At 62.3% G+C, this 23,253-nt stretch carries 24 protein-coding genes and 1 pseudogene; 20 read left to right on the top strand and 5 right to left on the bottom strand.

Features of this window, described 5'->3' with window-relative positions:
• The first annotated feature begins 100 nt into the window (after positions 1–100).
• The 6 genes and pseudogenes from ACETMP_RS18380 (at position 101) to lpxK (ending at position 5,641) form a co-directional block, all read left to right on the top strand.
• Complete coding sequence (locus ACETMP_RS18380; protein WP_375157287.1) at positions 101–1,489, top strand: TldD/PmbA family protein; 1,389 nt, start codon at positions 101–103, stop codon at positions 1,487–1,489.
• Positions 1,476–2,285: a 3'(2'),5'-bisphosphate nucleotidase CysQ gene (locus tag ACETMP_RS18375; RefSeq protein WP_375157286.1), complete on the top strand. Its 810-nt coding sequence runs from the start codon at positions 1,476–1,478 to the stop codon at positions 2,283–2,285. Before ACETMP_RS18380 ends, ACETMP_RS18375 begins: the two co-directional genes overlap by 14 nt.
• A gap of 78 nt (positions 2,286–2,363) precedes the next feature.
• A complete protein-coding gene (locus ACETMP_RS18370; RefSeq protein ID WP_028134338.1) occupies positions 2,364–2,606 on the top strand; it encodes a DUF4170 domain-containing protein in 243 nt (80 codons plus the stop codon).
• Positions 2,603–3,323: pseudogene (locus ACETMP_RS18365) on the top strand (lysophospholipid acyltransferase family protein). Before ACETMP_RS18370 ends, ACETMP_RS18365 begins: the two are co-directional and overlap by 4 nt.
• On the top strand, positions 3,286–4,632 hold the full coding sequence (locus ACETMP_RS18360) for a 3-deoxy-D-manno-octulosonic acid transferase (protein ID WP_375157285.1): 1,347 nt from the start codon (positions 3,286–3,288) through the stop codon (positions 4,630–4,632). Before ACETMP_RS18365 ends, ACETMP_RS18360 begins: the two are co-directional and overlap by 38 nt.
• A complete protein-coding gene (gene lpxK, locus ACETMP_RS18355) occupies positions 4,625–5,641 on the top strand; it encodes a tetraacyldisaccharide 4'-kinase (protein ID WP_375157284.1) in 1,017 nt (338 codons plus the stop codon). The genes ACETMP_RS18360 and lpxK overlap by 8 nt, the downstream gene beginning before the upstream one ends.
• 245 nt (positions 5,642–5,886) lie before the next feature.
• Here lpxK and ACETMP_RS18350 read toward each other — a convergent pair whose 3' ends face one another.
• Entirely contained in the window at positions 5,887–6,117 is a 231-nt protein-coding gene (locus ACETMP_RS18350) for a DUF2093 domain-containing protein (RefSeq protein ID WP_375157283.1), read from the bottom strand.
• Between the two features lie 316 nt (positions 6,118–6,433).
• Here ACETMP_RS18350 and ACETMP_RS18345 point away from each other — a divergent pair, with 316 nt between their 5' ends.
• Positions 6,434–7,258, top strand: coding sequence for a dienelactone hydrolase family protein (locus tag ACETMP_RS18345; protein ID WP_375157282.1), 825 nt, complete (start codon positions 6,434–6,436; stop codon positions 7,256–7,258).
• Between the two features lie 206 nt (positions 7,259–7,464).
• Positions 7,465–7,608: a hypothetical protein gene (locus ACETMP_RS18340; protein WP_375157281.1), complete on the top strand. Its 144-nt coding sequence runs from the start codon at positions 7,465–7,467 to the stop codon at positions 7,606–7,608.
• A 308-nt stretch (positions 7,609–7,916) separates the two neighbouring features.
• Here the strand turns inward: ACETMP_RS18340 and xseA are convergent, their stop codons facing one another.
• Positions 7,917–9,539, bottom strand: a complete 1,623-nt coding sequence (gene xseA / locus ACETMP_RS18335) for an exodeoxyribonuclease VII large subunit (protein WP_375157280.1) — start codon at positions 9,537–9,539, stop codon at positions 7,917–7,919.
• Positions 9,540–9,673: 134 nt separating this feature from the next.
• On the opposite strand from xseA, the gene ACETMP_RS18330 reads away from it, so the two are divergent.
• From ACETMP_RS18330 to ACETMP_RS18305, 6 genes are all read left to right on the top strand, one after another.
• Entirely contained in the window at positions 9,674–10,333 is a 660-nt protein-coding gene (locus ACETMP_RS18330; protein ID WP_375157279.1) for an alpha/beta hydrolase, read from the top strand.
• Positions 10,222–10,692 carry an alpha/beta fold hydrolase gene (locus tag ACETMP_RS18325; protein ID WP_375157278.1) on the top strand — a complete coding sequence of 157 codons (471 nt, stop codon included), beginning with the start codon at positions 10,222–10,224 and terminating at the stop codon, positions 10,690–10,692. The genes ACETMP_RS18330 and ACETMP_RS18325 overlap by 112 nt, the downstream gene beginning before the upstream one ends.
• Positions 10,693–10,694: 2 nt before the next feature.
• Complete coding sequence (locus tag ACETMP_RS18320) at positions 10,695–11,216, top strand: DUF2306 domain-containing protein (protein WP_375157277.1); 522 nt, start codon at positions 10,695–10,697, stop codon at positions 11,214–11,216.
• Positions 11,213–11,764 (top strand): hypothetical protein, encoded by a 552-nt coding sequence (locus ACETMP_RS18315; RefSeq protein WP_375157276.1) that lies wholly within the window; start codon positions 11,213–11,215, stop codon positions 11,762–11,764. The genes ACETMP_RS18320 and ACETMP_RS18315 overlap by 4 nt, the downstream gene beginning before the upstream one ends.
• Positions 11,764–12,063 carry a winged helix-turn-helix domain-containing protein gene (locus ACETMP_RS18310; RefSeq protein ID WP_375157275.1) on the top strand — a complete coding sequence of 100 codons (300 nt, stop codon included), beginning with the start codon at positions 11,764–11,766 and terminating at the stop codon, positions 12,061–12,063. The genes ACETMP_RS18315 and ACETMP_RS18310 overlap by 1 nt, the downstream gene beginning before the upstream one ends.
• A 329-nt stretch (positions 12,064–12,392) precedes the next feature.
• The gene (locus ACETMP_RS18305; RefSeq protein WP_375157274.1) at positions 12,393–12,581 is read left to right on the top strand and encodes a hypothetical protein; all 189 of its coding nucleotides are present in this window, start codon (positions 12,393–12,395) and stop codon (positions 12,579–12,581) included.
• 40 nt (positions 12,582–12,621) lie between these two features.
• Here the strand turns inward: ACETMP_RS18305 and ACETMP_RS18300 are convergent, their stop codons facing one another.
• Entirely contained in the window at positions 12,622–13,167 is a 546-nt protein-coding gene (locus ACETMP_RS18300) for a hypothetical protein (RefSeq protein WP_375157273.1), read from the bottom strand.
• A 191-nt stretch (positions 13,168–13,358) separates the two neighbouring features.
• Between ACETMP_RS18300 and ACETMP_RS18295 the strand changes: the two genes are divergently transcribed.
• Complete coding sequence (locus ACETMP_RS18295; protein ID WP_375157272.1) at positions 13,359–14,171, top strand: nickel-binding protein; 813 nt, start codon at positions 13,359–13,361, stop codon at positions 14,169–14,171.
• Positions 14,172–14,536: 365 nt separating this feature from the next.
• Here the strand turns inward: ACETMP_RS18295 and ACETMP_RS18290 are convergent, their stop codons facing one another.
• Together ACETMP_RS18290 and ACETMP_RS18285 are read right to left on the bottom strand one after the other, a co-directional pair.
• Positions 14,537–15,055, bottom strand: a complete 519-nt coding sequence (locus ACETMP_RS18290) for a very short patch repair endonuclease (RefSeq protein WP_375157271.1) — start codon at positions 15,053–15,055, stop codon at positions 14,537–14,539.
• Entirely contained in the window at positions 15,012–16,148 is a 1,137-nt protein-coding gene (locus ACETMP_RS18285) for a DNA cytosine methyltransferase (protein ID WP_375157270.1), read from the bottom strand. Before ACETMP_RS18285 ends, ACETMP_RS18290 begins: the two co-directional genes overlap by 44 nt.
• A gap of 83 nt (positions 16,149–16,231) precedes the next feature.
• Between ACETMP_RS18285 and ACETMP_RS18280 the strand changes: the two genes are divergently transcribed.
• The 5 genes from ACETMP_RS18280 to purD all read left to right on the top strand — a co-directional run bounded on the left by ACETMP_RS18280 (position 16,232) and on the right by purD (position 23,241).
• A complete protein-coding gene (locus ACETMP_RS18280) occupies positions 16,232–17,632 on the top strand; it encodes an Eco57I restriction-modification methylase domain-containing protein (protein WP_375157269.1) in 1,401 nt (466 codons plus the stop codon).
• A gap of 20 nt (positions 17,633–17,652) precedes the next feature.
• Complete coding sequence (locus ACETMP_RS18275; protein ID WP_375157268.1) at positions 17,653–19,944, top strand: ATP-binding protein; 2,292 nt, start codon at positions 17,653–17,655, stop codon at positions 19,942–19,944.
• Positions 19,941–21,089 carry a hypothetical protein gene (locus ACETMP_RS18270; RefSeq protein ID WP_375157267.1) on the top strand — a complete coding sequence of 383 codons (1,149 nt, stop codon included), beginning with the start codon at positions 19,941–19,943 and terminating at the stop codon, positions 21,087–21,089. Before ACETMP_RS18275 ends, ACETMP_RS18270 begins: the two co-directional genes overlap by 4 nt.
• Before the next feature lie 102 nt (positions 21,090–21,191).
• Positions 21,192–21,815 carry a hypothetical protein gene (locus ACETMP_RS18265; RefSeq protein WP_375157266.1) on the top strand — a complete coding sequence of 208 codons (624 nt, stop codon included), beginning with the start codon at positions 21,192–21,194 and terminating at the stop codon, positions 21,813–21,815.
• A 142-nt stretch (positions 21,816–21,957) separates the two neighbouring features.
• Positions 21,958–23,241: a phosphoribosylamine--glycine ligase gene (purD, locus tag ACETMP_RS18260; RefSeq protein WP_375157265.1), complete on the top strand. Its 1,284-nt coding sequence runs from the start codon at positions 21,958–21,960 to the stop codon at positions 23,239–23,241.
• The last annotated feature ends 12 nt before the right edge of the window (positions 23,242–23,253 follow it).

The following is a 23,253-nucleotide window of genomic DNA, read 5'->3' as shown; positions in this document are numbered from 1 at the left end:
GAATCTGAGCTTTTGGTGGGCTGAAATGCTTGAAGTCCGCGTGATCAGGGCACATCTGTGGGTTCCGGTCCCCGCACTCCGCCCCAACAGGATTTCGTTCGTGAACTCTTCTCCGTCCGCAAGCTCGACCACAGCCAATCGCGACCTGTTCGATCAGTCCGCGCTCTCCGATCTCGCGCAGCGGCTGGTCGAGGCGGCCAGGCGCGCGGGCGCGGACGCGGCCGATGCGGTCGCGGTGCGCGGCGTCTCGCAGGGCGTCGAGGTGCGCGACGGCCGCGTCGAGGAATCCGAGCGATCCGAGGGTGACGATGTCGGCCTGCGGGTGCTGGTCGGCCAGCGCCAGGCGGTGGTCTCGACCAACGACGTCAGCGGCGATGCCGTGACCAAGCTTGCCGAACGCGCGGTCGCGATGGCGCGCGTTGCGCCCGACGACAAATATGTCGGCCTCGCCGATCCCGCGCTGCTCGCGCGCGATTTCCCCGATCTCGACCTGCTCGATCCCGATGTGCCCGCAACCAGCGAGCTCGAGCGCCGCGCGCTCGCGGCCGAAGCCGCGGCTCTCGCGGTGAAGGGCGTGACAAAATCCGGCGGTGCCTCGGCTTCGGCCGGCATCGGCGGCATGGTGCTCGTCACCTCGACCGGCTTCCACGGCTCCTACCTGCGCTCCAGCCAGGGCATCTCGGCCACCGCCATCTCGGGCGAGGGCACCGGCATGGAGCGCGATTACGACTTCACCTCGGCCCCGCATGCCGCCGATCTGTTGTCGCCGGAAGCCGTCGGCCGTTCTGCCGGAGAGCGCACTGTGGCGCGCTCCAATCCGCGCAAGGTCGAAACCTGCAAGGTCCCCGTCGTGTTCGATCCGCGCGTTGCCGGCTCCCTGGTCGGCCATCTCGTCGGCGCCATCAACGGCGCCTCGATCGCGCGCAAGACCAGCTTCCTGAAGGACAAGCTCGGCCAGCAGCTGTTCGCGAACAACATCCGCATCGTCGACGATCCCCTGCGCAAGCGCGGCCTGCGCTCGCAGACCTTCGATGCCGAGGGCGTCGCGGTGCAGAGAACCGCGCTGGTCGACGAGGGCGTGCTGACGACCTGGCTGCTCGATTGCGCCACCGCGCGCGAGCTCGGTCTCGTCACCACCGGCCACGCCCATCGCGGCGTCTCCTCCTCGCCCTCGCCGGGGCCTTACAATCTGCATCTGGAGCCCGGCACGCCGAGCCCGGCCGAGCTGATCTCCGACATCAGCCAAGGTTTCTACGTCACCGATCTGATCGGCTCCGGAGTCAACGGCGTGACCGGCGATTACAGCCGCGGCGCCTCCGGCTTCTGGATCGAGAACGGCGAGATCACCTATCCCGTCAGCGAAGTCACCATCGCCGGCCATCTGTTCGAGATCTTCAAATCGATGCAGCCCGCGAACAATCTCGAATTCCGCTACGGCATCAATGCGCCGACGGTGCGCATCGAGGGCTTGACGCTTGGCGGACGCTGACGCGAACGACACGATTCTGATGCGCGACGCGGCGCTGCTGCGGGACACGGTGCGGGAGGCGGGCGCGCTGGCGCAGTCGATGTTCCGCACCGAGCTGAAGAAGTGGACCAAGGGCGCGTCCTCGCCGGTGTCGGAGGCCGACATCGCCGTCAACGATCTGCTCGAAACGCGCTTGCGCAGTGCGACGCCGGATTATGGCTGGCTCTCGGAGGAGAGCGCCGACGATGCGGCCCGGCTGTCGCGGCGGCTGACCTGGATCGTCGATCCCATCGACGGCACCCGCAACTATTTGGGTGGCCATGACGATTGGTGCGTCAGCGTCGCACTGGTCGAGGATGCCACTCCCGTGCTGGCCGCGGTGTTCGCACCGACGACCGGCGAGTTCTTCTTCGCCGTGCGAGGCCAGGGCACGACGCTCAACGACAAGCCGGTGCGGGCGACCTCCGGAGCCGAACTGGATTTCGCCCGCGTCGCCGGGCCGAAGCCGCTGGTCGAGCGCCTGAAGCCGTCGCTCGGCGACATCAAGCTGCGTCCGCGAATCGGCTCGCTGGCGCTGCGGCTGTGCCGGGTCGCCCATGGCGCGCTGGATGCGGCTTTTGCGGGGGGCAACAGCCACGATTGGGACCTTGCGGCGGCCGATTTGATCGTGCAGGAAGCCGATGGTAGGATGAGCGACCTCTCCGGAGAACCCATCCTCTATAACCGCCGGGAAGTGGCGCACGGGGTGCTGGTGGCAGCGGGACGCGATCGTCATGCGGGCATTGTCGCGCATTTTCGAAACCGTCCCCTGGCCTGAAGCGCCCGTCGTCGTGCTTGTCGAACACTGTGCTTGTCGAACAGTGCTTTGCCGGGCGGCCCGTTAGGAACAGAACTGATGCCAGATAGTGCCCCGCAACAATTGCTTCACCTCGTCATCGGCGGCGAGCTCGTCGATCTCGAGCAGAACGTCTTCAAGAATCTCGACGACGTCGAGATCGTCGGCCTCTATCCGAATTACGCGACCGCCCACGCCGCCTGGCGGGCCAAGGCGCAGTCGACGGTCGACAACGCGCAGATGCGCTATTTCATCGTCCATCTCCATCGGCTGCTCGACCCGAATCAAGAACCGGCACGTTGAAAAGACTGCTTCGCAATACGCTGCGGAGCAGCTGGTTTCAGCGTGCCGTCGGGGTTCTGGCGGCCGAATATCTGCGCCTGGTCTGGCGCACCAACAAGTTCACGTTCGATCCGCCTGATGTCTATGGACGCGTCGAGCCGCAGCTCCCCGCGATCTTCGCGTTCTGGCACGGCCAGCATTTCCTGACGCCCTTTATCAAGAATCAGGACAAGGCCTCCTATCGGGCCAAGGTCCTGATCTCCCGCCACCGCGACGGCGAGTTCAACGCCATCGCGGTGGAGCGGCTCGGCATCGGCCTGATCCGCGGTTCCGGCGATCATGGCGGCGCCTTCCATCGCAAGGGCGGGGTCGGCGCCTTCAAGGAAATGGTGCGGACGCTCCAGGACGGTTGTAATGTCGCGTTGACTGCCGATGTCCCCAAGCGCGCGCGCGTGGCCGGGCTCGGCATCATCATGCTGGCACGGGAATCGGGGCGGCCGATCATGCCTTTCGCGATGGCGACCAGCCGCTTCCATCCGGCTGAAGAACTGGGACCGCACCACTATCAACCTGCCGTTCGGGCGGGGCGTCCTGGTCGGCATCAAGGAAATCCACGTTCCCGCAGATGCCGACGCGGCCACGATGGAAGCGCTGCGGCTGGAGCTGGAAGAGACGTTGAACGAGGCGACCCGTCGCGCCTATGCGCAGCTCGGCCGCCCGGGGCCGCAAGATGGCTAAATCGCTGCCCATTGCACTGCCGATGACGCTGCGGATGTATCGGCGCCTGGCCGCGGGCCTGGTGCCGCTTGCGCCTGCGCTGATCAAGCGGCGGCTGAGGCAGGGCAAGGAAGACCCCGCGCGCGTCGGCGAGCGGCGGGGCCTGTCCCGCGACGTGCGGCCGCATGGCCCGCTGGTCTGGATTCACGGCGCCAGTGTCGGCGAGGTGCTGGCCGCGGCGGCGCTGATCGAGCGCTTGCGCGATCTCAACCTGCGCATCCTGCTCACCTCGGGCACCGTGACCTCGGCCGCGGTGGTCGCAAAGCGCTTTCCGCCCGACGTCATCCATCAATATGTGCCGTACGATTCGCCGCGCTACGTCGCGCGCTTCCTCGACCATTGGAAGCCGTCGCTGGCACTGTTCATCGAATCCGATCTGTGGCCGAACCTGATCCTGGCCGGCGCGGCGCGCCGGGTGCCGATGGTGCTGATCAACGGGCGGATGTCGCCGCGCTCCTTCCCGCGCTGGCAGCGCATGCACAGCACTATCTCGGCTCTGCTGTCGCGGTTCGACATTTGCCTGGCGCAGTCGAAGGTCGATGCCGAGCGCTTCTCCGCGCTGGGCGGCCGCGATGTCGTCACCACGGGCAATCTCAAGCTCGACGTGCCGGCGCCGCCGGCCGATCCCGCCAGGCTCGAGCGGCTGATGGCGATGACGCGCGGCCGGCCGATCATCGTCGCGGCCTCGACCCATCCGGGCGAGGACGAGATGCTGGTGGCGGCGCATCGCAGCCTGGTCGGCTTCTTCCCGCAGCTCCTCACCGTGATCGTGCCGCGGCATCCCGATCGCGGCTCTTCGATCGCGGGCCTGATCACGGCCTCGGGCCTGACGCCGGCGTTGCGCTCGCGCGAGGAGCTGCCGACCGCGACCACCGACATCTACGTCGCCGACACCATGGGCGAGCTCGGCCTGTTCTATCGCCTCTCGCCGATCGTGTTCATGGGCGGATCGCTGATCCGCCACGGCGGGCAGAATCCGATCGAGGCGATCAAGCTTGGCGCCGCCATCGTCCATGGTCCGCACGTCTTCAACTTCGCCGAAGTGTTCGAGGCGCTCGATGCGAGCGGCGCGGCGCGGCAGGCCGATACACAGGAGGCGCTGGTCAAGCAGCTCGGCCTGCTGCTGGCCGAGCCGACCGTGTGCGACAAGATGCAGCGCGCAGGCGCCGGCGTGGTCGAGCAGCTCGGCGGCGCACTGGATCGCACCATGACGGCGCTCGAGCCCTATCTGCTGCAATTGCGGATCGAGATGGGGGCCGCCAATGCGTGAGCCGGCCTTCTGGTACCGGCCACGTTCTGTTGTCTCAAATGCGTTATGGCCGCTCGGAGCGCTCTACGGCGCGATCGCCGAATGGCGCATGCTGCGCCAGGGCGCCGACGCCGGCATTCCCGTGATCTGCGTCGGCAACTACCACGTCGGCGGCGCCGGCAAGACCCCGACCGTGCTGGCGCTGACGAAGCTGCTGCGCGCGCTCGGCGAGACGCCGGTGGTGCTCAGCCGCGGCTATGGCGGGCGCCTGAAGGGCCCTGTCATGGTCGACCGCGCACGCCACACCGCGGTCGATGTCGGAGACGAGCCCCTGATGATGGCGCGCGACGTCCCGGTCGCGGTCGCGCGCGACCGCCTCGACGGCGTCGCGCTGGCGAAGTCGCAAGGCGCCACGATGATCGTGATGGACGACGGTTTTCAGAATCCGCGCCTGCTCAAGGACGCCTCGCTGATCGTGATCGACAGCGAGCGCGGCCTCGGCAACGGCCAGGTGTTTCCCGCCGGCCCCTTGCGCGCGCCGTTGCAGGCGCAGCTCGCGCGCACCGATGCGCTGGTGCTGATCGGCGATGGCCGCGCCGCCAACGACGTCGCTGCCGAGCTCGCCAAGCGCGACAAGCCGGAGCTGCGCGCGCGGCTCAAACCGGATGCGGCCTCGCTCGCGCGGCTGCTCGGCCGGAAAGTGTTCGCCTTCGCCGGCATCGGCGATCCCGAGCGCTTCTTCCGCACCCTGCGCGCCTGCGGCATCGAGGTCGCGCGCACCCGCGCTTTCGCCGATCATCACATGTTCTCGGGTGAGGAGATCGCAGCCCTCGCGGCGGAGGCCCTGCGCGAGCAGCTCACGCTGGTGACGACGGAGAAGGACCTCGCACGCCTGCGCGGCAGCGAGGGCGTGCCTGACGATATCGTCGCGTTCGCCGTCCATCTCGAGTTCGATGAGCCGGCCAAGCTCGAGCGCTTGATCAGCGAGCAGCTCTACAAGGCGCGCGAGCGGCGATTCTCGGGGCGATGATCTCGTAGGGTGGGTTAGCTCGGCGACTGCGCGAAGCGAAGTCGCCGGGCGTAACCCACCATCTTCGTCCCGCGTTTGCGGATGCACGGTGGGTTACGCGGAGCAGATGCGCTTCGCACATCTGCTCCGCTAACCCACCCTACGGCGCTTTGCCCACCCTGCGGCATCTCACCATTCAGCCGACATTCATCGCAAGGCTTCTATCGATCTTCGGACGATCGGAGAGTTCGATGATTGCTGCGAGATCACGATTCCTGCGGTTTCGGCGCGCCGGGAAAATGCCGCTGCAGGACGGCGGCGGGCGTGGCGTAGGCCTCCTGCAGGTCCACGCTCCAATACTTCAGCTCGTCGAGCGGGATCCGGACGTCTGATATCGCGCAGCGCACGAAGGTCCCCGGCGAGATCACGCGGAAATCGCCGTCGAGATATTGCACTTGCGCTTCGCCATGGCCAGAGGGGCCGAACTTGTTCAGCACGGTCGAAAGTCTCCGTGGAAGGCCGCTCCCAGGGAAACCCCTGGAGGGCACGATGTGTTGGCCGGGATGTAGCATAGATAGGGCGGCTTGTCCGCCCGGTAAACCCACCGGCTTGTGATGTTTTGCCGCCGCTCCCGCGCAATGGAGCTCTCCGTCATTCCGGGGCGATGCGCAGCATCGAACCCGGAATCTCGAGATCCTGGGTCTGGTCCGCAGGGTCGCTTCGCGATCCCTTCGGACCATCCCGGAATGACGACGAAGGAGAGACTTCGATCCGAGGGCCGCCGGTTTCAGCAACTCCTGCGGACAGAGTCCGATGCGCCTTCGATTGACCGCCCTGTTCGTGACGCTGCTGATGTCGGCCGCGCGTGCCGCGCCGGCCCCGCAGCCGGTCGAGATTCCGCTGCCGTCAGGCGTCCTCCATGCCCAGCTCTACAAGCCGGACGGCGCAGGCCCGTTTCCGACCGTGATCGCGCTGCATGGCTGCGGCGGCCTCAGTGGCCATTCCGAGTCCGTCCTGCCGCGCTATCGCGACTGGGCCGAGCGCCTGCTCAAAGCCGGCAATGCGGTGCTGTGGCCCGACAGCTACGGCTCGCGCGAACTCGGACCGCAATGCCGCGTCAAGGAGATGCACGTCAAGGCGCGACGTGAGCGCGTCGGCGACATCGCGGCGGCGCGGGCCTGGCTGATGAAGCAGAATTGGGTGGCGCGCGACCGCGTCAGCCTGATGGGTTGGGCCAATGGCGCCAGCGCGCTGCTCTGGGCCGTGCGTCCGCAGAGTGCCGCGCGGGACCTGGGTCCGGATTTCCGCGCCGCGATCGCGTTCTATCCCGATTGCCGGATTTCCGCCGGCCTCGGCTGGAGCACGCGGGTGCCGACCCTGGTGCTGATCGGCGCCGATGACGACGTCTCGTCTCCGCCCGCCTGCCGCCAGATGGTCGAAGGCGCGCATGGCCGCAGCGCACTCGCGCGCATCGTGGTCTATCCCGGCGCCGATCACGATTTCGACCGCGCCACCACGCCGCTGCACGCCGCCGCCGGGAGCGTTGATGCCGCCGCGCCCGAGCGCGGCCATTCCGGCATGGATGCGCAGGCGCGCGCGGAGTCGCAGAAGGACGTCGTGAAGTGGCTGGCGCGCTGAAGGTAACGCCGTAGCCCGGATGGAGCGCAACGAAATCCGGGATAGTGGAGCGTGGAGTACTTCCCCGGATTACGCTGCGTTCCATCCGGGCTACCGTGACCAACGTGAAGCGCGGCCGACCTGGAATCTACCGATCGCACAGGACGCCGGTTTCAGCAGGTGACGGCGCCTTGGTTCGGCCACGATATCGATTCAACGCAGGTCCCATGCGCAACCGCATCGTCCTCTTCTCCGCACTGGTCGTCTTCACCGTCGCGCTCTTGCTGTACGAGGCCCATGCCGGCCAACAGCGCGCGCCGGACCATTGCGGCTTCTGGACCACGATCGACGCGGGATTGTCCTGCCGGTAGGGCGAGCTGTTTCCACGCACGCCGTCATTGCGAGCCAACGGGTCCGCGCGAAGCGCGGCCCGATGACAGGCTCCGCGAAGCAATCCAGAATCTCTCCGCTGAAGGACTCTGGCTTGCTTCGTCGCAAGGGCTCTTCGCAATGACGGGGTTGGTGGATGCACGCGTCTCACACACTCCCTGTCATCGCCCGGCTTGACCGGGCGATCCAGGACTCCGAGACATGAGTGGTTCACCGAGACGCCGCGGCGTACGGGATTGCCCGCATTCGGCGGGGAATGACATCGAGGGTGGAGCGCCGCCCTCGCGCCTCAGAACAGGCTGCCCTGATCCACCGGCTTGGCCACGCGCTTCGGTGCGGGCTTGGCATCCGCCGCGGCCGGCTTTGGCTGCGCCGGCGTGCGCTTGGCCGCCGGCGCCGGTCGATCCGCATCCGCGGTCGCGCCGACGCGGCCATCGGCGAACTCGATTTCGACGCGTGCGCCAGGACCGATCGTATCCGCCGCATGCAGCGGATGTCCCGCCTCATCGCGCACCAGCGCGAAGCCGCGCGCGAGCACGCTGCGATAGGACAGCGCCGACAGCAGCTTGCCGCTGTTCTCGACGCGGGCATCGAGCCGGTGCAGCAGCGTGGCGAGCGCGCGTTGCGCCCGCTCCGCCAGGCGATGCGTGCGCTCGCGTTGGCGGAGAATCGCATTGCGCTGCGCCTGCGCATTGGAGAGTTTTGAGGCGCGCAGGCGGATCTGGAGCCCGGCGAAGCGGTCGCGCCGCTGCCGCAGCAGCGAGCGCGCGGACAGGCCAAGCCGTTCGCCGCACACGGTCAGGCGATGATCGGCCTGCGCGATCTGGCCGTGCAGCACTCGCAGCGTCAGCTTCGAGCTGGCGGCGGTGAATCTGCGGAAATGCGCGTGGGTGTTGGCCTTGAGGCAGCGGGGCAGGGAGGCGCCGGCCGAATCCAGCCGCTGCCGGGGAATGGCGAGCAGATCGCCGGCTCCCGGCAGCGCGCGTGCGGCGGCGCGCAGCTCGCTGCGGCGGCTTTCCTGGGCGCGTTGCCAATAGGCGCGGGTGCGGCGGCCGAGATCGGCGACCTCGACGAACAATTCGCTGCGCACCGGCACCGCCATCTCGGCCGCCGCGGTCGGCGTCGGCGCGCGCTTGTCGGCGACGAAATCGATCAGCGTGATGTCGGTCTCGTGCCCCACCGCGGAGATCAGCGGGATCATGCTCTCGGCCGCCGCCCGCACCACGATCTCCTCGTTAAACGACCAGAGATCCTCCAGCGAGCCGCCGCCGCGCGCGACGATCAGCACGTCGGGGCGCGGAATCTTGCCGCCTTCAGGCAGCGCGTTGAAGCCGCGGATCGCGGCCGCGACCTGCTCGGCCGAGCCGTCGCCCTGCACCTTGACCGGCCACACCAGCACGCGGCGGGGAAAGCGGTCCTCGAGGCGATGCAGGATGTCGCGGATCACCGCGCCGGTCGGCGAGGTCACGACGCCGATCACCTCCGGCAGCCAGGGCAAGAGCTGCTTGCGCGCCTCGTCGAACAGGCCCTCGGCGGCGAGCTTTTTCTTGCGCTCCTCCATCAGCGCCATCAGCGCGCCGATGCCGGCGGGCTCCAGCGCCTCGATCACGATCTGGTATTTCGAGGAGCCCGGATAGGTGGTGAGCTTGCCGGTGGCGATCACCTCCAGCCCCTCCTGGGGCTTGAAGCGCATGCGGCCGTGCACGCCCTTCCAGATCACCGCCTCGATCTTGGCGCTCTCGTCCTTGAGCGCGAAATAGCAATGCCCGGAGGAATGGGCGCCGCGGAATCCCGAGATCTCGCCGCGGACCCGGACGTGGCCATAGGTGTCCTCCACCGTCCGCTTCAGGGACTGCGAGAGCTCGGAGACGGTGAATTCGAAGGCGTTGTTGAGTTGTTCCGCAGGCGGCATCGGCAAACGATTCGGCTTTTTGGGGTCGAGGACGACGTTAAGGATTTTCGCAGGCCAGCGCCAATCAAGGGATTGATCGAAAGAGTACTCTGTAGTACAGAGTTCTCTATTAATTGATAAATTGGGAGTGCGTTATGGCCATCCGATTGCTGCGCGGCGTCTTGAACGGCCTGAAATGGGCCCTGTGTGGCGTCGGCGCCGTGGCGCTGACCTTGACCGCCATGATCGCAACGCCGCTGCAGCGGCCGCCGGAGATGCGCTCGGTCTCCGATTCCGCCAAGGGGATCGACTGGTCCACGCTGCCGCCGCTCGAGCGCTTCCAGGCCCGCGACGGCACCTGGATCGGCTATCGCCATTATTCGCCGGGCGGCCCTGCGACCGGCGGCGGCGCAATCTTCATCCACGGCTCCTCCGGCTCCAGCGCCACCGTCAACCATGTGCTGACCCATGCGATCGCTGCGCGCGGCGTCGAGACCTGGGCGCTCGACATCCGCGGCCATGGTGGCTCCGGCACCCGCGGCGACATCTCCTATGTCGGCCAGCTCGAGGACGACCTGATCGATTTCGTCGCCCATGTGCGCAAGAGCGCGCCGGACCTGCCGCTCACCCTGATTGGCCATTCCGCCGGCGCCGGCTTCTCGCTCCGCGTCGCCGCGTCGCCGCGACGCCGATCATGCAGGACATGTTCGTTCGCACCGTGCTGCTCGCGCCCTATCTCGGCTATGACGCGCCGACCAACAAGCCCGGAAACGGCGGCTGGGTCAGCGTCGACATTCCGCGTTTCTTGGGCCTGACCGCGCTACGCAGGCTCGGCATCGATTGCTGCACGCAGCTCCCGGTGCTCGCCTTCGCGGTGCGGCCGAACATGGAGAAGCTTCTCGTCTCCACCTATTCCGACCGTCTGATGCGCAACTTCGCCACGCGCGGCTATCGGCTCGATCTGCCGGCAACCACACGACCGATCACCATCATTGCCGGCGCCGAGGATGAGATGATGATCTCGGACAAATATGCGGACACGGTGCAGGCGATCAAACCGGCGATCGACGTCAGGATCATCGACGGCGTCAACCACATGGGCATCGTCACCAATCCGAAGGCGCTTTCGGTCATCGCCGAGGATGTCGCGACACGCGGGGCGGCGGGGAGCTGATCATGTTTGCGCATTTGACACCAATAGGGGCCATTCATGCGGTGCTGGCGCTGCTGTGCCTCGTCGTCGGGCTGGTCCAGTTTCTGCGCCCGAAGCGCGGCGCAGGTCATCGCGCGCGCGGCTATTTCTACGTCTACGCGATGCTGGTCGCGGACGCCGCGACCTTGCTGCTCTATCGGTTCACCGGCCAGTTCAACGCGTTCCACGTCGCGGCGATCGTGAACTTCATCTTGATCGTGCTGGCGATCGTCCCGCTCCTGCGCACGCCGCGTCCGTCGAACTGGCGAAGAATCCACTACAATTTCATCGCCTGGTCCTACGTGTCGCCGGTTTCGGCGGGACTCACCAACGTCTCGACACGGCTACTGCCGCTGGCAACACGCGAGCAGGTCGTCTTGATTGCGCTTGCCGCGTCGCTCGTCACGATGACGATCGCCTATATCCTGATCCGGAAGCATCAGCCTCCGTCAGAGGCACCTATCGCGTCCGCCGCCCTGGCCGGGCAGAATGGAGCGCCATCGTGATCGACAGCAAGCGGGCCACCGACGCGATGGCCGATATCGACGAGACTGTCCGCCGCGTGCGCCAGTCGATGATCTATCAGGTGTCCAGCCTTGCTCTGCTGATGTGGGGCGTGCTCGCGTTCGTCGCCAACATCGCGGGTTGGTTCTGGCCGCGTTATGGGCTCCATTTCTGGATCGCCGCCTACGCAGTATCGATCGCCGGTTTCGTCGCCATCGGCGTCTATCACCGGTCGCGCAGCCGCCTTCGCGTCTTCGATCGCCGGTATCTGCTGACGTTCCTGTTGATCGCCGCCTTCGGCATCTTCGTCTGCTATTTCGGCCAGTTCACGCCGCGCCAGCAGACGGCGTTCTGGCCGATCTACATCATGCTGTTCTACATGATGGCGGGCGTCTGGTTCGGCACTGCGTTCCTCGTGATCGGCGCCACCATCATCGCGCTGACGCTGATCGGTTACTACTTCATTCCCGGCCTGTCTCTGCAGTTGTGGATGGCCGCCGTCAACGGCGGCGGCCTCACCATCGGCGGCCTCTGGATGCGGCGGAACTGATGGCTGAGCTCGACGACATCATCCACCAGCCGCTGCGGCTGAAGATCATGGCGGCGCTGAACGCGTTGCCCGCGGAGGTCGGCCTGGAGTTCGTGCGGCTGAAGAAGCTGACCGGGGCGACCGACGGCAATTTGGGGGCGCATATCGAGACGTTGGCGAAGGCGGGATACGTGTCGGTGGAGAAGGCGTTTGTCGGCAAGAAGCCGCAGACGACGGTGACGGCTACCGCTGCCGGGCGCGGCGCGTTTGCGCGGCATGTGGCGACCTTGCAGGAGATTATTGCGGGGAAGCAGGTGTAGTCTCCGCAGTCATTCCGGGGCGCGTCCTCTTGGGCGCGAACCCGGAATCCATCCCTCCGCCGAAGCTGCGACCCAATGGATTCCGGCTTCGCGCTGCGCGCGCCCCGGACCCAGGACAGACATTTCCAGCGCTAATAAGCCCGCATGGAAGCTTGAATGACGCAGCGAAGTCGGCCCGGCCTGTTCGGCTGGTACGTGCCGCGGCTCCACGCAGAGCCTCAACGAAACCGGGAACAATGTCCAGGCGATCTGATTGGAACGTTGGTACGTCAATCCGGGATAGAGCAGCGAATTTCCTGGGAGGCGTCTTATCAGGAGGAGCCCACCAAATGGATGGCGAACGAAAATCATCAAAGGCGGGAGCACAGGCCGCCGAAGGCTTGCGTGAAGCGGCTTCCAAGGAAGAAGCGAAGAACGAGAGCAAGATGGGGCACGATCTAGCCAAGGGGGCTGATCGTTTCGAAGAGCGCTCGAAAAGCTCCGATGGAAAAAGCGCAGAAGAGAAACAAGAACGGTGAATCCAGGCCGCAATCAAACCTGATCTCATCACGCTTTAGTCTAGCTCTCTCGCTCAGGCTTTACCGAGATCAGGCGTGAGATAGCCTCGGCACTCTCGGACGGCTTCAGATGACCTGCATCGATGGTGAGTGCGGGCTGAGGCATCGACAGCATGCAGGCGTCGAACTGCGGTCGGAGTGCGCGCAGTAGCGACAGATCCCGCATCTTGCCGAATGCGGCACGATCTTCATCGACCAGGCGTCGCTCTTGCTCTGCCTGTTCCAGGTGAAGTGCCACGAAGATGACCTCGCCGCCGTTCCGCTCCACCAGTTCCTGTACCCGGACCGGAAAGTCTCCAGCCACCGTCGGCTCGGGGGCGAATGTGAATATCAACGATCGCCTCTGCTTTGCAGCTTCCTCGAACACGGCCATCCAGAACTGCTCGCGCAAACGCGAGAATGCCTCCGTGCCGAACGGAAACACCGCGCCAACTGCGTCGACGACGAGGTGGTTGTGAAACAGCGCAATCCCCGTCCGGGAGGCAAGATGGCGCGCGATAGTCAGTTTTCCCGAGGCGACTTGCCCATAGATGAAAATAAGCTGCATCGGATCATGATATCACAGGGACTCCCTCGAAGGCTTCTCCTGGAATCGCCACGTCCAGGCATTGCGGCGGCTCCAATTTCGCCTGTTGGCCCCGGAGCTGACATCAGGACGCAGGAATTGGCCCTTTCGGGAACTACAAGCTTGGTGCAGACTTCAGGCCATATTTCGAAGAATTCTATAGGGTGCTGCCGATGCCAATTTTCCTCGATCGACACGATCTCTCGGGGCTGACGGCCGCCGATATCGCCGAGGCGCATCGCAAAGATTTGGAAGTGCAAGATCGCTACGGCGTTCGTTTTCTGACGTACTGGTTTGATGAATCGCGCGGGACGGGCTTCTGTCTCATTGACGCACCGGATATCCGAACGGCGATGAGGGTTCATGACGAAGCTCACGGCGACGTAGCGAAAGATGTCATCGAAGTGGACCTCTCGGCGGTCCAGGCGTTTCTGGGGAGGGTGTCCGACCCGGTCCTTGGCGGCGGGGCAGACGATGTCAAATTCGATTCAGCGCTGCGAGCTATCATGTTCACCGACATCGTTGGCTCGACCAGCATGACGGAGCGTCTTGGCGATGCCCGTTCAGTGGAGATGGTTCGGGCTCATGACGCGCTGGTGCGCCGGGCCTTGAAGGACGAGGGCGGGCATGTGGTGAAGCACACCGGCGATGGTATCATGGCATCCTTTGCCGACGCCTCTGCCTCCGTGCAATGCGCCCGCGCCATCCAGCGTGCATTTGAAGCCTTCAATCTGGCAAGCAAGGAAAAGCTTCAGGTGCGAATTGGCATCGATGTCGGCGAGCCGATTGCTGACAGCAACGACCTTTTCGGTGCGACCGTTCAACTGGCCGCTCGTTTGTGTCAGTTGGCCGACCCCGATGCCATTCTGGTGTCAAAGGCTGTACAGGATTGCATCCGGGATCGCGCGCAAGTGTCAGGCTTGGGTGCCTACCATCTGAAAGGCTTTCAGCAGCCCATTGATGCATACGGAATCGAATGGCGTTAACTGTCGCGACTACTGGCGACGTCTGCGTTTGGCCCTTGTGCGACCTTGGAAGTTTGCTGCTTCTCCGCCGCTGTCGGGTCTGAGTGGACCTCACGCGCCGAGCCGCTTATGAGCACACGTCCTAGCGGGTTGGCTTCGGCTCGAAGGGATTGCTGCGGATCGTTCACCTCTCCCGCTTGCGGCGGGGGTAAGGGGGACTTAGCCTATTGAATATTGTTTCTTTGAGGATCCACCCTCTCTCCAGCCCTTGTCCGCAATGCGTTCAGCTCAGGAACCCAGGCAATTTCAGAGGCACAAGACTCCGCTGTCAGACTTAGTGCTAGTAAGCCTTGTTACCACTCGCAACCGACAGCCTTGGTGGCCTATCACGCATTTCGCCTGCTCCGCAGAAATTTCCTCAGGAGCCCTTCAATTCTCGCTTCTTCAAAAGTCTCGCACTCCCAGATCACCAACACCTTCCAACCAAGACGACGCAGGGCCTCAATAGCTCTGATATCGCGCTCGACGTTTTCCGCGAACTTATTTTCCCAGTATTCGGCGCGTGTTTTGGGGGTGGTAGAGCGCGTACAGTTCGGATGTCGATGCCAAAAACAGCCGTGCACGAATACAGCACGGCGGCTTCCGGGAAAAACGATGTCAGGCGTTCCGGGCAGGTCGCGACGATGCAGCCTGAACCGAAATCCCAACCTGTGAGCTACACGCCTTACAATCAGTTCAGGGCGCGAATTCTTTGCCCCGATCCGAGACATAAGTGCCGACCGAGCGGCGGATACTGTGCCCGCAGCGAACCTCGATCTAGTTCGGCTCCTTTGAATGTCGTCTCGGCGTGCCACGGAGTTACTACGCTGCTCGCGTCGTTTTTCGCCTCGCGTTACGCAAGGCATTAAGAAACCCGTTTGGCACCCTGAGCCCGCCCTCTTCCGCTCGCCTGATAAATCCGTCTAAAGCCCTATCCGAGAGGCGCGACCAAGTTTCGTCCCGGTATGTAGCTATAGACCGCCTAGGGACGGAAATAGGTTGATCATTTGCGAGGACCCCAATCCTCCCGGCTCCAATATTGTAGCCAGCGTCGGGCCACTTTTTGCCATCTCGAATAGCGGTCACGGGGAAATCAAGGGGCTCACCGGGCGCCTTTATGCGCCTCGCTACCCAATTAGCAACAGGCACTGAAACTGCGTTGCCGATCATTCGCCATTCCGGCTTTCTTCCGGTATGCACGGTGCTCACGCTTGTCCAGCCAGACGGAAACCCCTGCAACCGCTCGCATGAAGGCAAACTCGGCATCAATACTTCGCCGTCAGGAAACAATACGGCTGGTGCCGACGGAATACCCAGGGCCGAGCCCACTTTAAGCGGCGGAATACCGTCGACGGTGAAGCCAATGCCCGAACGTCCTTCAGTCCAATAGAACCCAAGGGGCTTCTCAAGAGTCTTCTCATGCGTCGCAGGTGAGGTCGCTTGGTCCGCCAGCAGCACACGCCTCGGATCAATATCGCGGCTCGCGACGATGTACACGCGTCGCCGCCGCTGGGGCAGACCGAATCCCATTGTGTCCAGTACGCGATACGCCCACATGTATCCGCGACGCTCAAATTGATCCGCGAGCCAGCGCATGCCGTTTCCGGAATCCAGCTGCAATAGGAAGTAGACGTTCTCGATGACCACCGTTGGCACCTGAGACCGCTCAATCAACTCGAACATTCTCTCTACAACCCCGGACTTCGCTCCCCCGATCCCGGCCTTGTCTCCGGCCATGCTCAGATTTTGGCAGGGAAAGCCTGCGACGAGGATCGATGTCTTCGGTGGTAAGCTGTGGATGGTCGCAACGTCGGCGGACTTCGGCACGTCCGGAAAATGACGCCCAAGGACGGCAAGCGCTGCCGGATCGATTTCGGCAAGGAGGATCGCTTCAAAGCCGGCCTGCGAAAAAGCCAGTTCGAACCCCCCGATCCCTGAAAAAAGCCCGGCAACCCGCATTTTCTTAACCTGTTAAGAGCGATAGTAATACACTGTTTACGTGTGTATCTGCCCAGCCCCCAGTGAGTCTACCAGGATCAAGCATGCCAGCGGTGAGCTATCGACAGGTATCTAGTGCAAGCTCATTGAAAGTGCCTGCTCTGATCCAAAGAGCTGAAATTCAGGAACTCCACGAAAAGTGCGGAATCTACACGAAACCTGAAGTCGTCCGGAACATCTTGGACGGTGTTGGATGGCTTGCCGACGCTCAACTCTTTCGGTTTCGACTCCTTGAACCAGCTGCCGGCGACGGAGCGTTCCTGATTGAAGCAGCTCGGCGCTTGATATTGTCATGCACGGCATTCGGCGTAGCGCCGCGGGTCTCAACGATTGGTCACTGCATTCGTTCGTTCGAGCTTCATCCCGGCGAAGCAAAGGCCGCCCGCTTAAGGGTATCGCGCATCCTCAAGCAACTTAGCGTGCACCCTGCCACGGCGAGCGCGCTAGCACAGCGGTGGATCACTTGCGCCGACTTTCTCCTTACTCCGCATTCGGGAGACTTGTTCACGCACGTGGTCGGGAACCCTCCATACGTTCGCTGGTCAAAAATTCCGAGTCACTTACAGCGAACGTACAAGCACGCGCTGCCACGAGGAACGACGGGTGGCGATCTATTTCTTCCGTTTCTTGATCGTTCTCTTGAACAATTAGGGCAAGATGGGAAGTGCGGCTTCGTTTGCTCTGATCGGTGGAGGTTCATGGCGTTTGCAGAAACTTTTCGTAGGAAGTGGCTTCCTCGCCTGCACATGATCTCCGAAGTTCGCCTCGCAGCTGGAACTGCCTTCGAGAAGAGCGTCGATGCGTATCCAACCGTCTTTGTGGCGGCACGAGTTAGCGCGACGCCTCCACCTCAGATATTACGCTCTACTAAGAGAACTATCGCCGAGGCGGGCTTCATCGTGAAGGTTGGTCCCGCACTGGGGCACACGGCCGCCTTTGTTCTCCAACCAGACGAAGACAATGTTGAGGCCGAATTGCTGCGTCCTTGGATTGAACCGCCTGAGATCCTCGAAGGCAAAATTCATATGAGCGGCAAGCGTGTTATCGCCATGCACGACCGCAACGGCCTGATCGCTCTGGAAAACTACCCGATGCTGGCCGCGCGCTTAAAGCGATTTAAGTCAATACTCAGCAAGCGCTCCATAGTCCGGAATGGCGCTCCCTGGTACAAGACGATTGATCGTGTTGAAGCATCGATGTGGGCGAGGCCAAAGTTGCTGATTCCAGAATTGGCCAAGGTGCCTAGGATCGCGATTGACCGTTCCGGAGCAATTCCGTCTCATGGCGTCTACGCTATCTTTGCAGGCGACCAGCAGCTTGAAGCGCTTTACGGCTCACTAAGTGATGGCCGCTTGGCACGAGCGCTCGAAGGCATCGCCCCCAAGGTGAAGGGCGGGTTCATTAGATGCTACAAGCGATTTCTCAATGAGATTCGGATACCCTAACGGTTCGACCAAGGATTCGCATGGCTGAATTTACTGTCGATACGAAACTCTTTCGCGAACTTGGCGAACTACTCGTCGGTCGAGATTCGACAGCCGTCGTCGAGCTGATCAAGAACTCGTACGACGCGGACGCAACCAAGGTAACAATTTTCGGCGAGAACCTTAGCGATCCACACAAGGGTGCAATCATCGTCGAGGACGACGGCGTCGGAATGGACATCGACGATTTCGAAAACGGATTTCTTCGGATCGCAGGAAGAACTAAGAACACAAGTGACCGTCGGTCCCCGTGGTTCAAACGTCGCTTCACTGGTGAAAAAGGCGTCGGACGCCTTGCAGCTCATAAGCTAGCTTGCAATCTTGAAGTAATCTCAAGGAAGTGGAATGGCTCTAAACGAAGCGCATTAACTGGTTTTCTTGTCTCCAAAGGCGTTAGAGCGACCATCGACTGGGATCAGGTGGAGAGGCTTGAGACGTTAGCACAAGTCGCGAAGTCGAAAGCAGTAGCCGCGCACGTTCTTCCGCAACAAGAACTGAAGGGTCGCTCTGCAGGCACACGTCTTATTTTGAAGAAGCTCCGCCGCGCGTGGAGCAGTCGCGTGCTCGCTACTTTTTTTCGCGAAGTGATAACACTTACCCCACCGAGAGCTCTAGCTGATCCGCTGCCCAAGAACCTCATCGACGGGACCTCAATATTGCCCGACGTTGCAGTTCGTGATGCGCAACGTGAAGCCGGCTTCAATATCGAGTTCGCAGGCGAGTTTTCATTGCAGGAGCCTGATATTGCGGGCACAGTCGAGAGTGCCGCTTGGATAATCGAGATCGACTGCGACTCGGAAACTCGCGTTCTTAGGATTGCTGTTGTTCCCACGAAAGCGACTTGCAAGGAATTTCCTGGTGCCGAGCCATTTTACCTGAAGAGAACACTTGACTCGACTGTTCCGCGGATCGGCTTCCAAGCGCGGATACTCCAACGGCAACACACCGCGTGGCCCAACGCCGTGGCCGGCGTAAGGGTTTACTATGAAGGATTTCGCGTGCTGCCCTACGGGGATCCCAGCGACGATTGGCTCGATCTAGACAGAGACTACCGCTCTCGAGGCAGAGGCGAGCTTGGCAGGCTCCGCCGCTTCTCAGGCTGGAAGCTTCCCGACGGCGATCCGAGAGAGGGATTGACCCTTCAAGGAAACAAGATGTGGTTTGGCGCCGTCTTCATCACAAGACAGCGCGCCGGCGACCTTCAAATGCTCGTCAACCGCGAGGGATTCCTTCCAGGCCAGACGTTTGAATTCATTATCGACATGGTTCGGCTCGGGATCGATCTACAGATTCGTCAGAATTACTCTGCGCGAACGGTCGTAACGCAGGCGCGAAAGAACGATCAACAGCGTCAGCAACGCGCGGCGAGCTCTTCGTCCTCATATGAAGCGCCTACTTCCTTCCTTGTTGGAAGCTTGCAAACTGACGCTCTTGGATCGCTGCGCGAGGCTCGCGCAGCACTCTCTCGTGGAGACACCCAAACCGCGAACGACACGCTGACTTCCGTCGAACGGGCAATATCATCAGCAAAGGAACTTATTGGAGAGAATGCCTCGGAGGCGACAATGTATAGAGTGCTGGCTTCAATGGGACTGGAGCAAGCAGCGTTCATACACGAGGTGAACGCCTTAGCCGTGCTGTCGCAGGGGGTCGCACTGTCGCTTGAAGAGTTAGCTAAGACCACCAAAGAGCAGAAGCTTTCCCGGCGGATCAACTCGATTGCGAAGGACTCTCGCGATATACGCGACAGACTTCGACGGAACGCTGTGTATCTCGCCGATATGACCGGAATTGAAGGTCGCCGCAGGCGTTCTAGACAACCGCTCCTAGAGCGCTTCCAAAAGGTCGCAGATTTTTATCGCGCCTCAATCGAGAAGCGGGGGGTGGAAGTTCGCAGCGTCATTCCGATTACCTTAAAGACGCCAGCAATGTTTCCGGCCGAGGTCTCTGCCATATTCAACAATCTGATGAGCAACGCTATAAAATTCGCAGGCGAAAGTGGCAGAGTGGAAGTGTCGGCTACTCCTGAGGAGGACGAATTGGTGATCCGGGTTGAAAATACCGGGGCTCGCGTCGATCTAAGGACGGCTGAGAAATGGTTCGAACCCTTTCGCTCGTCCACTTCGGAGGTTGATGATTCACTGGGGCAGGGAATGGGGCTTGGACTGACCGTCACCCGAAGCTTACTTCAAGAATATGGAGGCACAATCCAGTTCGTCAAACCGTCCAAACCTTACGCGACTGCCATTGAAATACGGATACCGGCACCATGAATTCCGAACCGCTAATCCTTGTCATCGACGACGATGAAAACGAAGTCCTGCCCAAGTTGCCCGAAGGTTTTGCTCTAGAAGTCGTTGACCCGAATTCGGAGCGAGAGGCGTTCGCCAAATCGGTCTCGGAGCAAGCGACCGAGGCCTGCTTGATCGTACTGGATCAGAAGTTTGTCGATAATCCCGTTTCAATTTCGCTGGATGCTCAAGACGGCTCCAGCTTTGTATCTCATCTGAGGTCGTGGTCGCGCAGGGCCAACCAGCCACTACCGCCGATTGTAATGTTCACAAACGATCCTGAGGTTTTCGCCAACGAGATACCGGCGGTTGGCCCCGCCGTCCCGATAATGGGCACTTTCGTGGGGAGAGAGCACCGGCTAGCACCAGCTCTCGACGTCGAGTGGATCCAGTTCAAAGACGGCGAGCGTGCGACTGAGAACTTGCGAGACTTGGCGGAGGCATTTCTGAATATTGCAGACGAAATTGGAGACGATGGCGTAAGTTTGGATGACTTGAGCAGCGCTTTAGAGATCCCTGACGCTGTATGGTCTGATAAAGCCATCGAAGAGTTGCAGAATGCAAGGCCTCCGGTAAACCAAAAGGAGAACATCTCCCTAGATTCGACCCGCGGCGCATCACAAGTTGTGAGGTGGCTTTGTCATAAAGCACTGCCTTATCCCGGACTCTTCTTGTCCGATCACTACGCTGCATGGGCTTTGAGCTTATCGGTCGAGGATTTTCGGCGCGTTGCAGATCAGGAGCGCTCGGGTGAATGGCTCAAGGAGTTGGACCGCTCCGAATATATCGGCCCATTGGATGAATTCATGGGACGCCGCTGGTGGCGAGCGGGAATTGATCAAATGGTTTGGCTTCTTGATGAGGCGGCAACGTCTGCCGGAAGTAGGAAGGCGGCCTTATCCTTGCTCGTCCCCGGTTTTGAAATAAGCGAAACGAAATCCTCATCCTCTCACGTAGTAGTTTGTAATGAGGACTTCGTTGGATCGCAGATAGTTTCAATCGAAGAAGCAATCCAGGTACACCCGCCGGGGTGGCCGGCGGAAGCGCTTGAGCCTTGGATGTTGAGGGCCGAGGTCCGAAGTGATCCGATCCTCAAGGCGATGGCCGATCCAAATGATTTAGATTAGGGGGATCGAACTTTGCCCGTCGTTTTTGACATTCGCTTGATGCAGAGTGATTTAAATGCGTTTGCGAAAGCCAGCGCTAGATTCCTTGCAAATGGGAACCGATTGAATGAGCTGCAGGCGCAGCTGGCCACCGCCGCTACGAACGCAAAACAAGGCGACCGGCTGGTCCACTGGACAACCAGCCACGGCGGCGATGATCGGCCTATCCGCACGCGCCCAAGCACCAGCTACCGAAGTCACGGCACTTATGCGAAGCCGTTGATTGCCGAAATCTCATTCAAGCTTTCGGGCACGCTAGCTGATGATGACGACAATCGACTAATCGTCTCATCGGGGGGAACATGCATTAAGCTGCGATGGGACGGCGAAAATCCTGATTGCACCGAGTGTCACTTTGATATCCATCCAAACAAGCTTGGTCACCCAACACTTCACACACAGTTTGTAGGGCAAGTTAAAGAGCTTCCGCGTCTAGTTTCTTTCTTTGCGCACCCTCTCGATATTCTCGAGTTCGTGCTGATGGAGGTGTTTCAAGAGAGCTGGAGAAGGGCGAGAGCTGGAGTGACGTGCAAAGCCCAACTTCACAATTATCCGATAAATCAGCGCGGCCGATTGGTCTCGGTGCTGCAGACTTACGCTAGTTGGCTAACGGCCGAAGACGAAGTCGCTCCTCTTTTGACCTTGCAGACCACGCCTGTCCCGCCTTTCGACCTTTACCCTGCGTGAGCCACGATAAGACAACTTCGTTTAAGGGTTCGCCCGCCGGGCTTCGCGAGGTGGGCGGTTGATCCGTATAGCCTACCCCCCTTCACACCCGCCCCGATTCGTGCGACCTCCGCCCCAGCAAAACCCTCATCCTGAGCCCTCGATGCACATTCTCCTGCTCGGTTCCGGCGGCCGCGAACATGCTCTGGCGTGGAAGATCGCAGCTTCTCCCCTGGTGACCAAATTCTGGTGCGCGCCCGGCAATGCCGGCATCGCCAGGGAGGCGGAGTGCGTGGCGCTCGATGTCGCCGACCATGCCGCGGTGATCGACTTCTGCAAGGCGAACAAGGTCGAGCTCGTGGTGGTCGGACCGGAGACGCCGCTGGCGGCCGGCATCGTCGATGATCTCACCGCCGCCGGCATCAAGGCGTTCGGGCCGAGCAAGGCGGCGGCGCAGCTCGAAAGCTCCAAAGGGTTCACCAAGGCGCTGTGCACCGAGTTCGGCATTCCGACCGGGGCCTACAAGCGGTTCACCAAGGCCGATGACGCGCGCGCCTATGTGCAGAGCCAGGGCGCGCCGATCGTGGTGAAGGCCGATGGCCTTGCCGCCGGCAAGGGCGTCGTCGTCGCCAAGACCGTGCGCGAGGCCGAGGACGCCATCGCCATGATGTTCGAGGGCGCCTTCGGCGAGGCCGGCGCGGAGGTCGTGATCGAGGAATTTCTGCCTGGCCGCGAGATCAGCTTCTTCGCGCTGTGCGACGGCGAGACCGCGATCCCGCTCGCCTCCGCGCAGGACCACAAGCGCGTGTTCGACCACGATGTCGGCCCGAACACCGGCGGCATGGGCGCCTATTCGCCGACGCCGCTGGTGACGCCTGCCATCCACGACGCGATCATGGCCAAGATCATCCTGCCGACGGTCGCGGGGATGAAGCAGCGCGGCACCCCGTTCCGCGGCGTGCTCTATGCCGGGATCATGCTGACGACGCAGGGCCCGAAGCTGTTCGAGTTCAACGTCCGCTTCGGCGATCCCGAGTGCCAGGTGCTGATGCTGCGCATGATGAGCGACCTCGTGCCGGCGCTGCTCGCGTCATGTGATGGCCAGCTGAAGAATTTCGATCTGCGCTGGCACAAGGAATCCGCGCTCACCGTGGTGATGGCCGCACAAGGCTATCCCGGCGATTACCAGAAGGGCACGCGCATCGAGGGGCTCGATGACGCGGCCAAGGTGGACAATGTCGAGATCTTCCACGCCGGCACGGTGGCGAAGGATGGCGCCATCCTCGCCAATGGCGGCCGCGTGCTCAATGTCTGCGCGCTGGGAGCGACCGTGACGGAAGCGCAGGCGAGGGCCTACCAGGCCGTCGACCGCATCCGCTGGCCGGAAGGCTTCTGCCGCCGCGACATCGGCTGGCAGGCGGTGGAGGCGGAGAAAGCCAGGAATTAGCGCGTCATTCCG

This window comes from Bradyrhizobium dasycarpum (genome assembly GCF_042019905.1).
Taxonomy (GTDB): Bacteria; Pseudomonadota; Alphaproteobacteria; order Rhizobiales; family Xanthobacteraceae; genus Bradyrhizobium; species Bradyrhizobium japonicum_B.
The sequence above is the reverse complement of the archived record's forward strand: the minus strand, read 5'-3'. Positions and strand labels throughout refer to the sequence as shown.

Bases quoted from the DNA above. Each gene is read 5' to 3' on its own strand.
- ACETMP_RS18285 (WP_375157270.1), bottom strand. From the start codon at position 16,148: ATGCGGGTTGCCGGGCTTTTTTCAGGGATCGGGGGGTTCGAACTGGCT.
- ACETMP_RS18370 (WP_028134338.1), top strand. From the start codon at position 2,364: ATGCCAGATAGTGCCCCGCAACAATTGCTTCACCTCGTCATCGGCGGC.
- ACETMP_RS18345 (WP_375157282.1), top strand. From the start codon at position 6,434: ATGCGCCTTCGATTGACCGCCCTGTTCGTGACGCTGCTGATGTCGGCC.
- ACETMP_RS18295 (WP_375157272.1), top strand. From the start codon at position 13,359: ATGCCAATTTTCCTCGATCGACACGATCTCTCGGGGCTGACGGCCGCC.
- purD (WP_375157265.1), top strand. From the start codon at position 21,958: ATGCACATTCTCCTGCTCGGTTCCGGCGGCCGCGAACATGCTCTGGCG.
- ACETMP_RS18330 (WP_375157279.1), top strand. From the start codon at position 9,674: ATGGCCATCCGATTGCTGCGCGGCGTCTTGAACGGCCTGAAATGGGCC.
- ACETMP_RS18305 (WP_375157274.1), top strand. From the start codon at position 12,393: ATGGATGGCGAACGAAAATCATCAAAGGCGGGAGCACAGGCCGCCGAA.
- lpxK (WP_375157284.1), top strand. From the start codon at position 4,625: ATGCGTGAGCCGGCCTTCTGGTACCGGCCACGTTCTGTTGTCTCAAAT.
- ACETMP_RS18320 (WP_375157277.1), top strand. From the start codon at position 10,695: ATGTTTGCGCATTTGACACCAATAGGGGCCATTCATGCGGTGCTGGCG.
- ACETMP_RS18280 (WP_375157269.1), top strand. From the start codon at position 16,232: ATGCCAGCGGTGAGCTATCGACAGGTATCTAGTGCAAGCTCATTGAAA.
- ACETMP_RS18275 (WP_375157268.1), top strand. From the start codon at position 17,653: ATGGCTGAATTTACTGTCGATACGAAACTCTTTCGCGAACTTGGCGAA.
- ACETMP_RS18310 (WP_375157275.1), top strand. From the start codon at position 11,764: ATGGCTGAGCTCGACGACATCATCCACCAGCCGCTGCGGCTGAAGATC.
- ACETMP_RS18325 (WP_375157278.1), top strand. From the start codon at position 10,222: ATGTTCGTTCGCACCGTGCTGCTCGCGCCCTATCTCGGCTATGACGCG.
- ACETMP_RS18270 (WP_375157267.1), top strand. From the start codon at position 19,941: ATGAATTCCGAACCGCTAATCCTTGTCATCGACGACGATGAAAACGAA.
- xseA (WP_375157280.1), bottom strand. From the start codon at position 9,539: ATGCCGCCTGCGGAACAACTCAACAACGCCTTCGAATTCACCGTCTCC.
- ACETMP_RS18360 (WP_375157285.1), top strand. From the start codon at position 3,286: ATGCGCAGCTCGGCCGCCCGGGGCCGCAAGATGGCTAAATCGCTGCCC.
- ACETMP_RS18340 (WP_375157281.1), top strand. From the start codon at position 7,465: ATGCGCAACCGCATCGTCCTCTTCTCCGCACTGGTCGTCTTCACCGTC.
- ACETMP_RS18300 (WP_375157273.1), bottom strand. From the start codon at position 13,167: ATGCAGCTTATTTTCATCTATGGGCAAGTCGCCTCGGGAAAACTGACT.
- ACETMP_RS18290 (WP_375157271.1), bottom strand. From the start codon at position 15,055: ATGCCTTGCGTAACGCGAGGCGAAAAACGACGCGAGCAGCGTAGTAAC.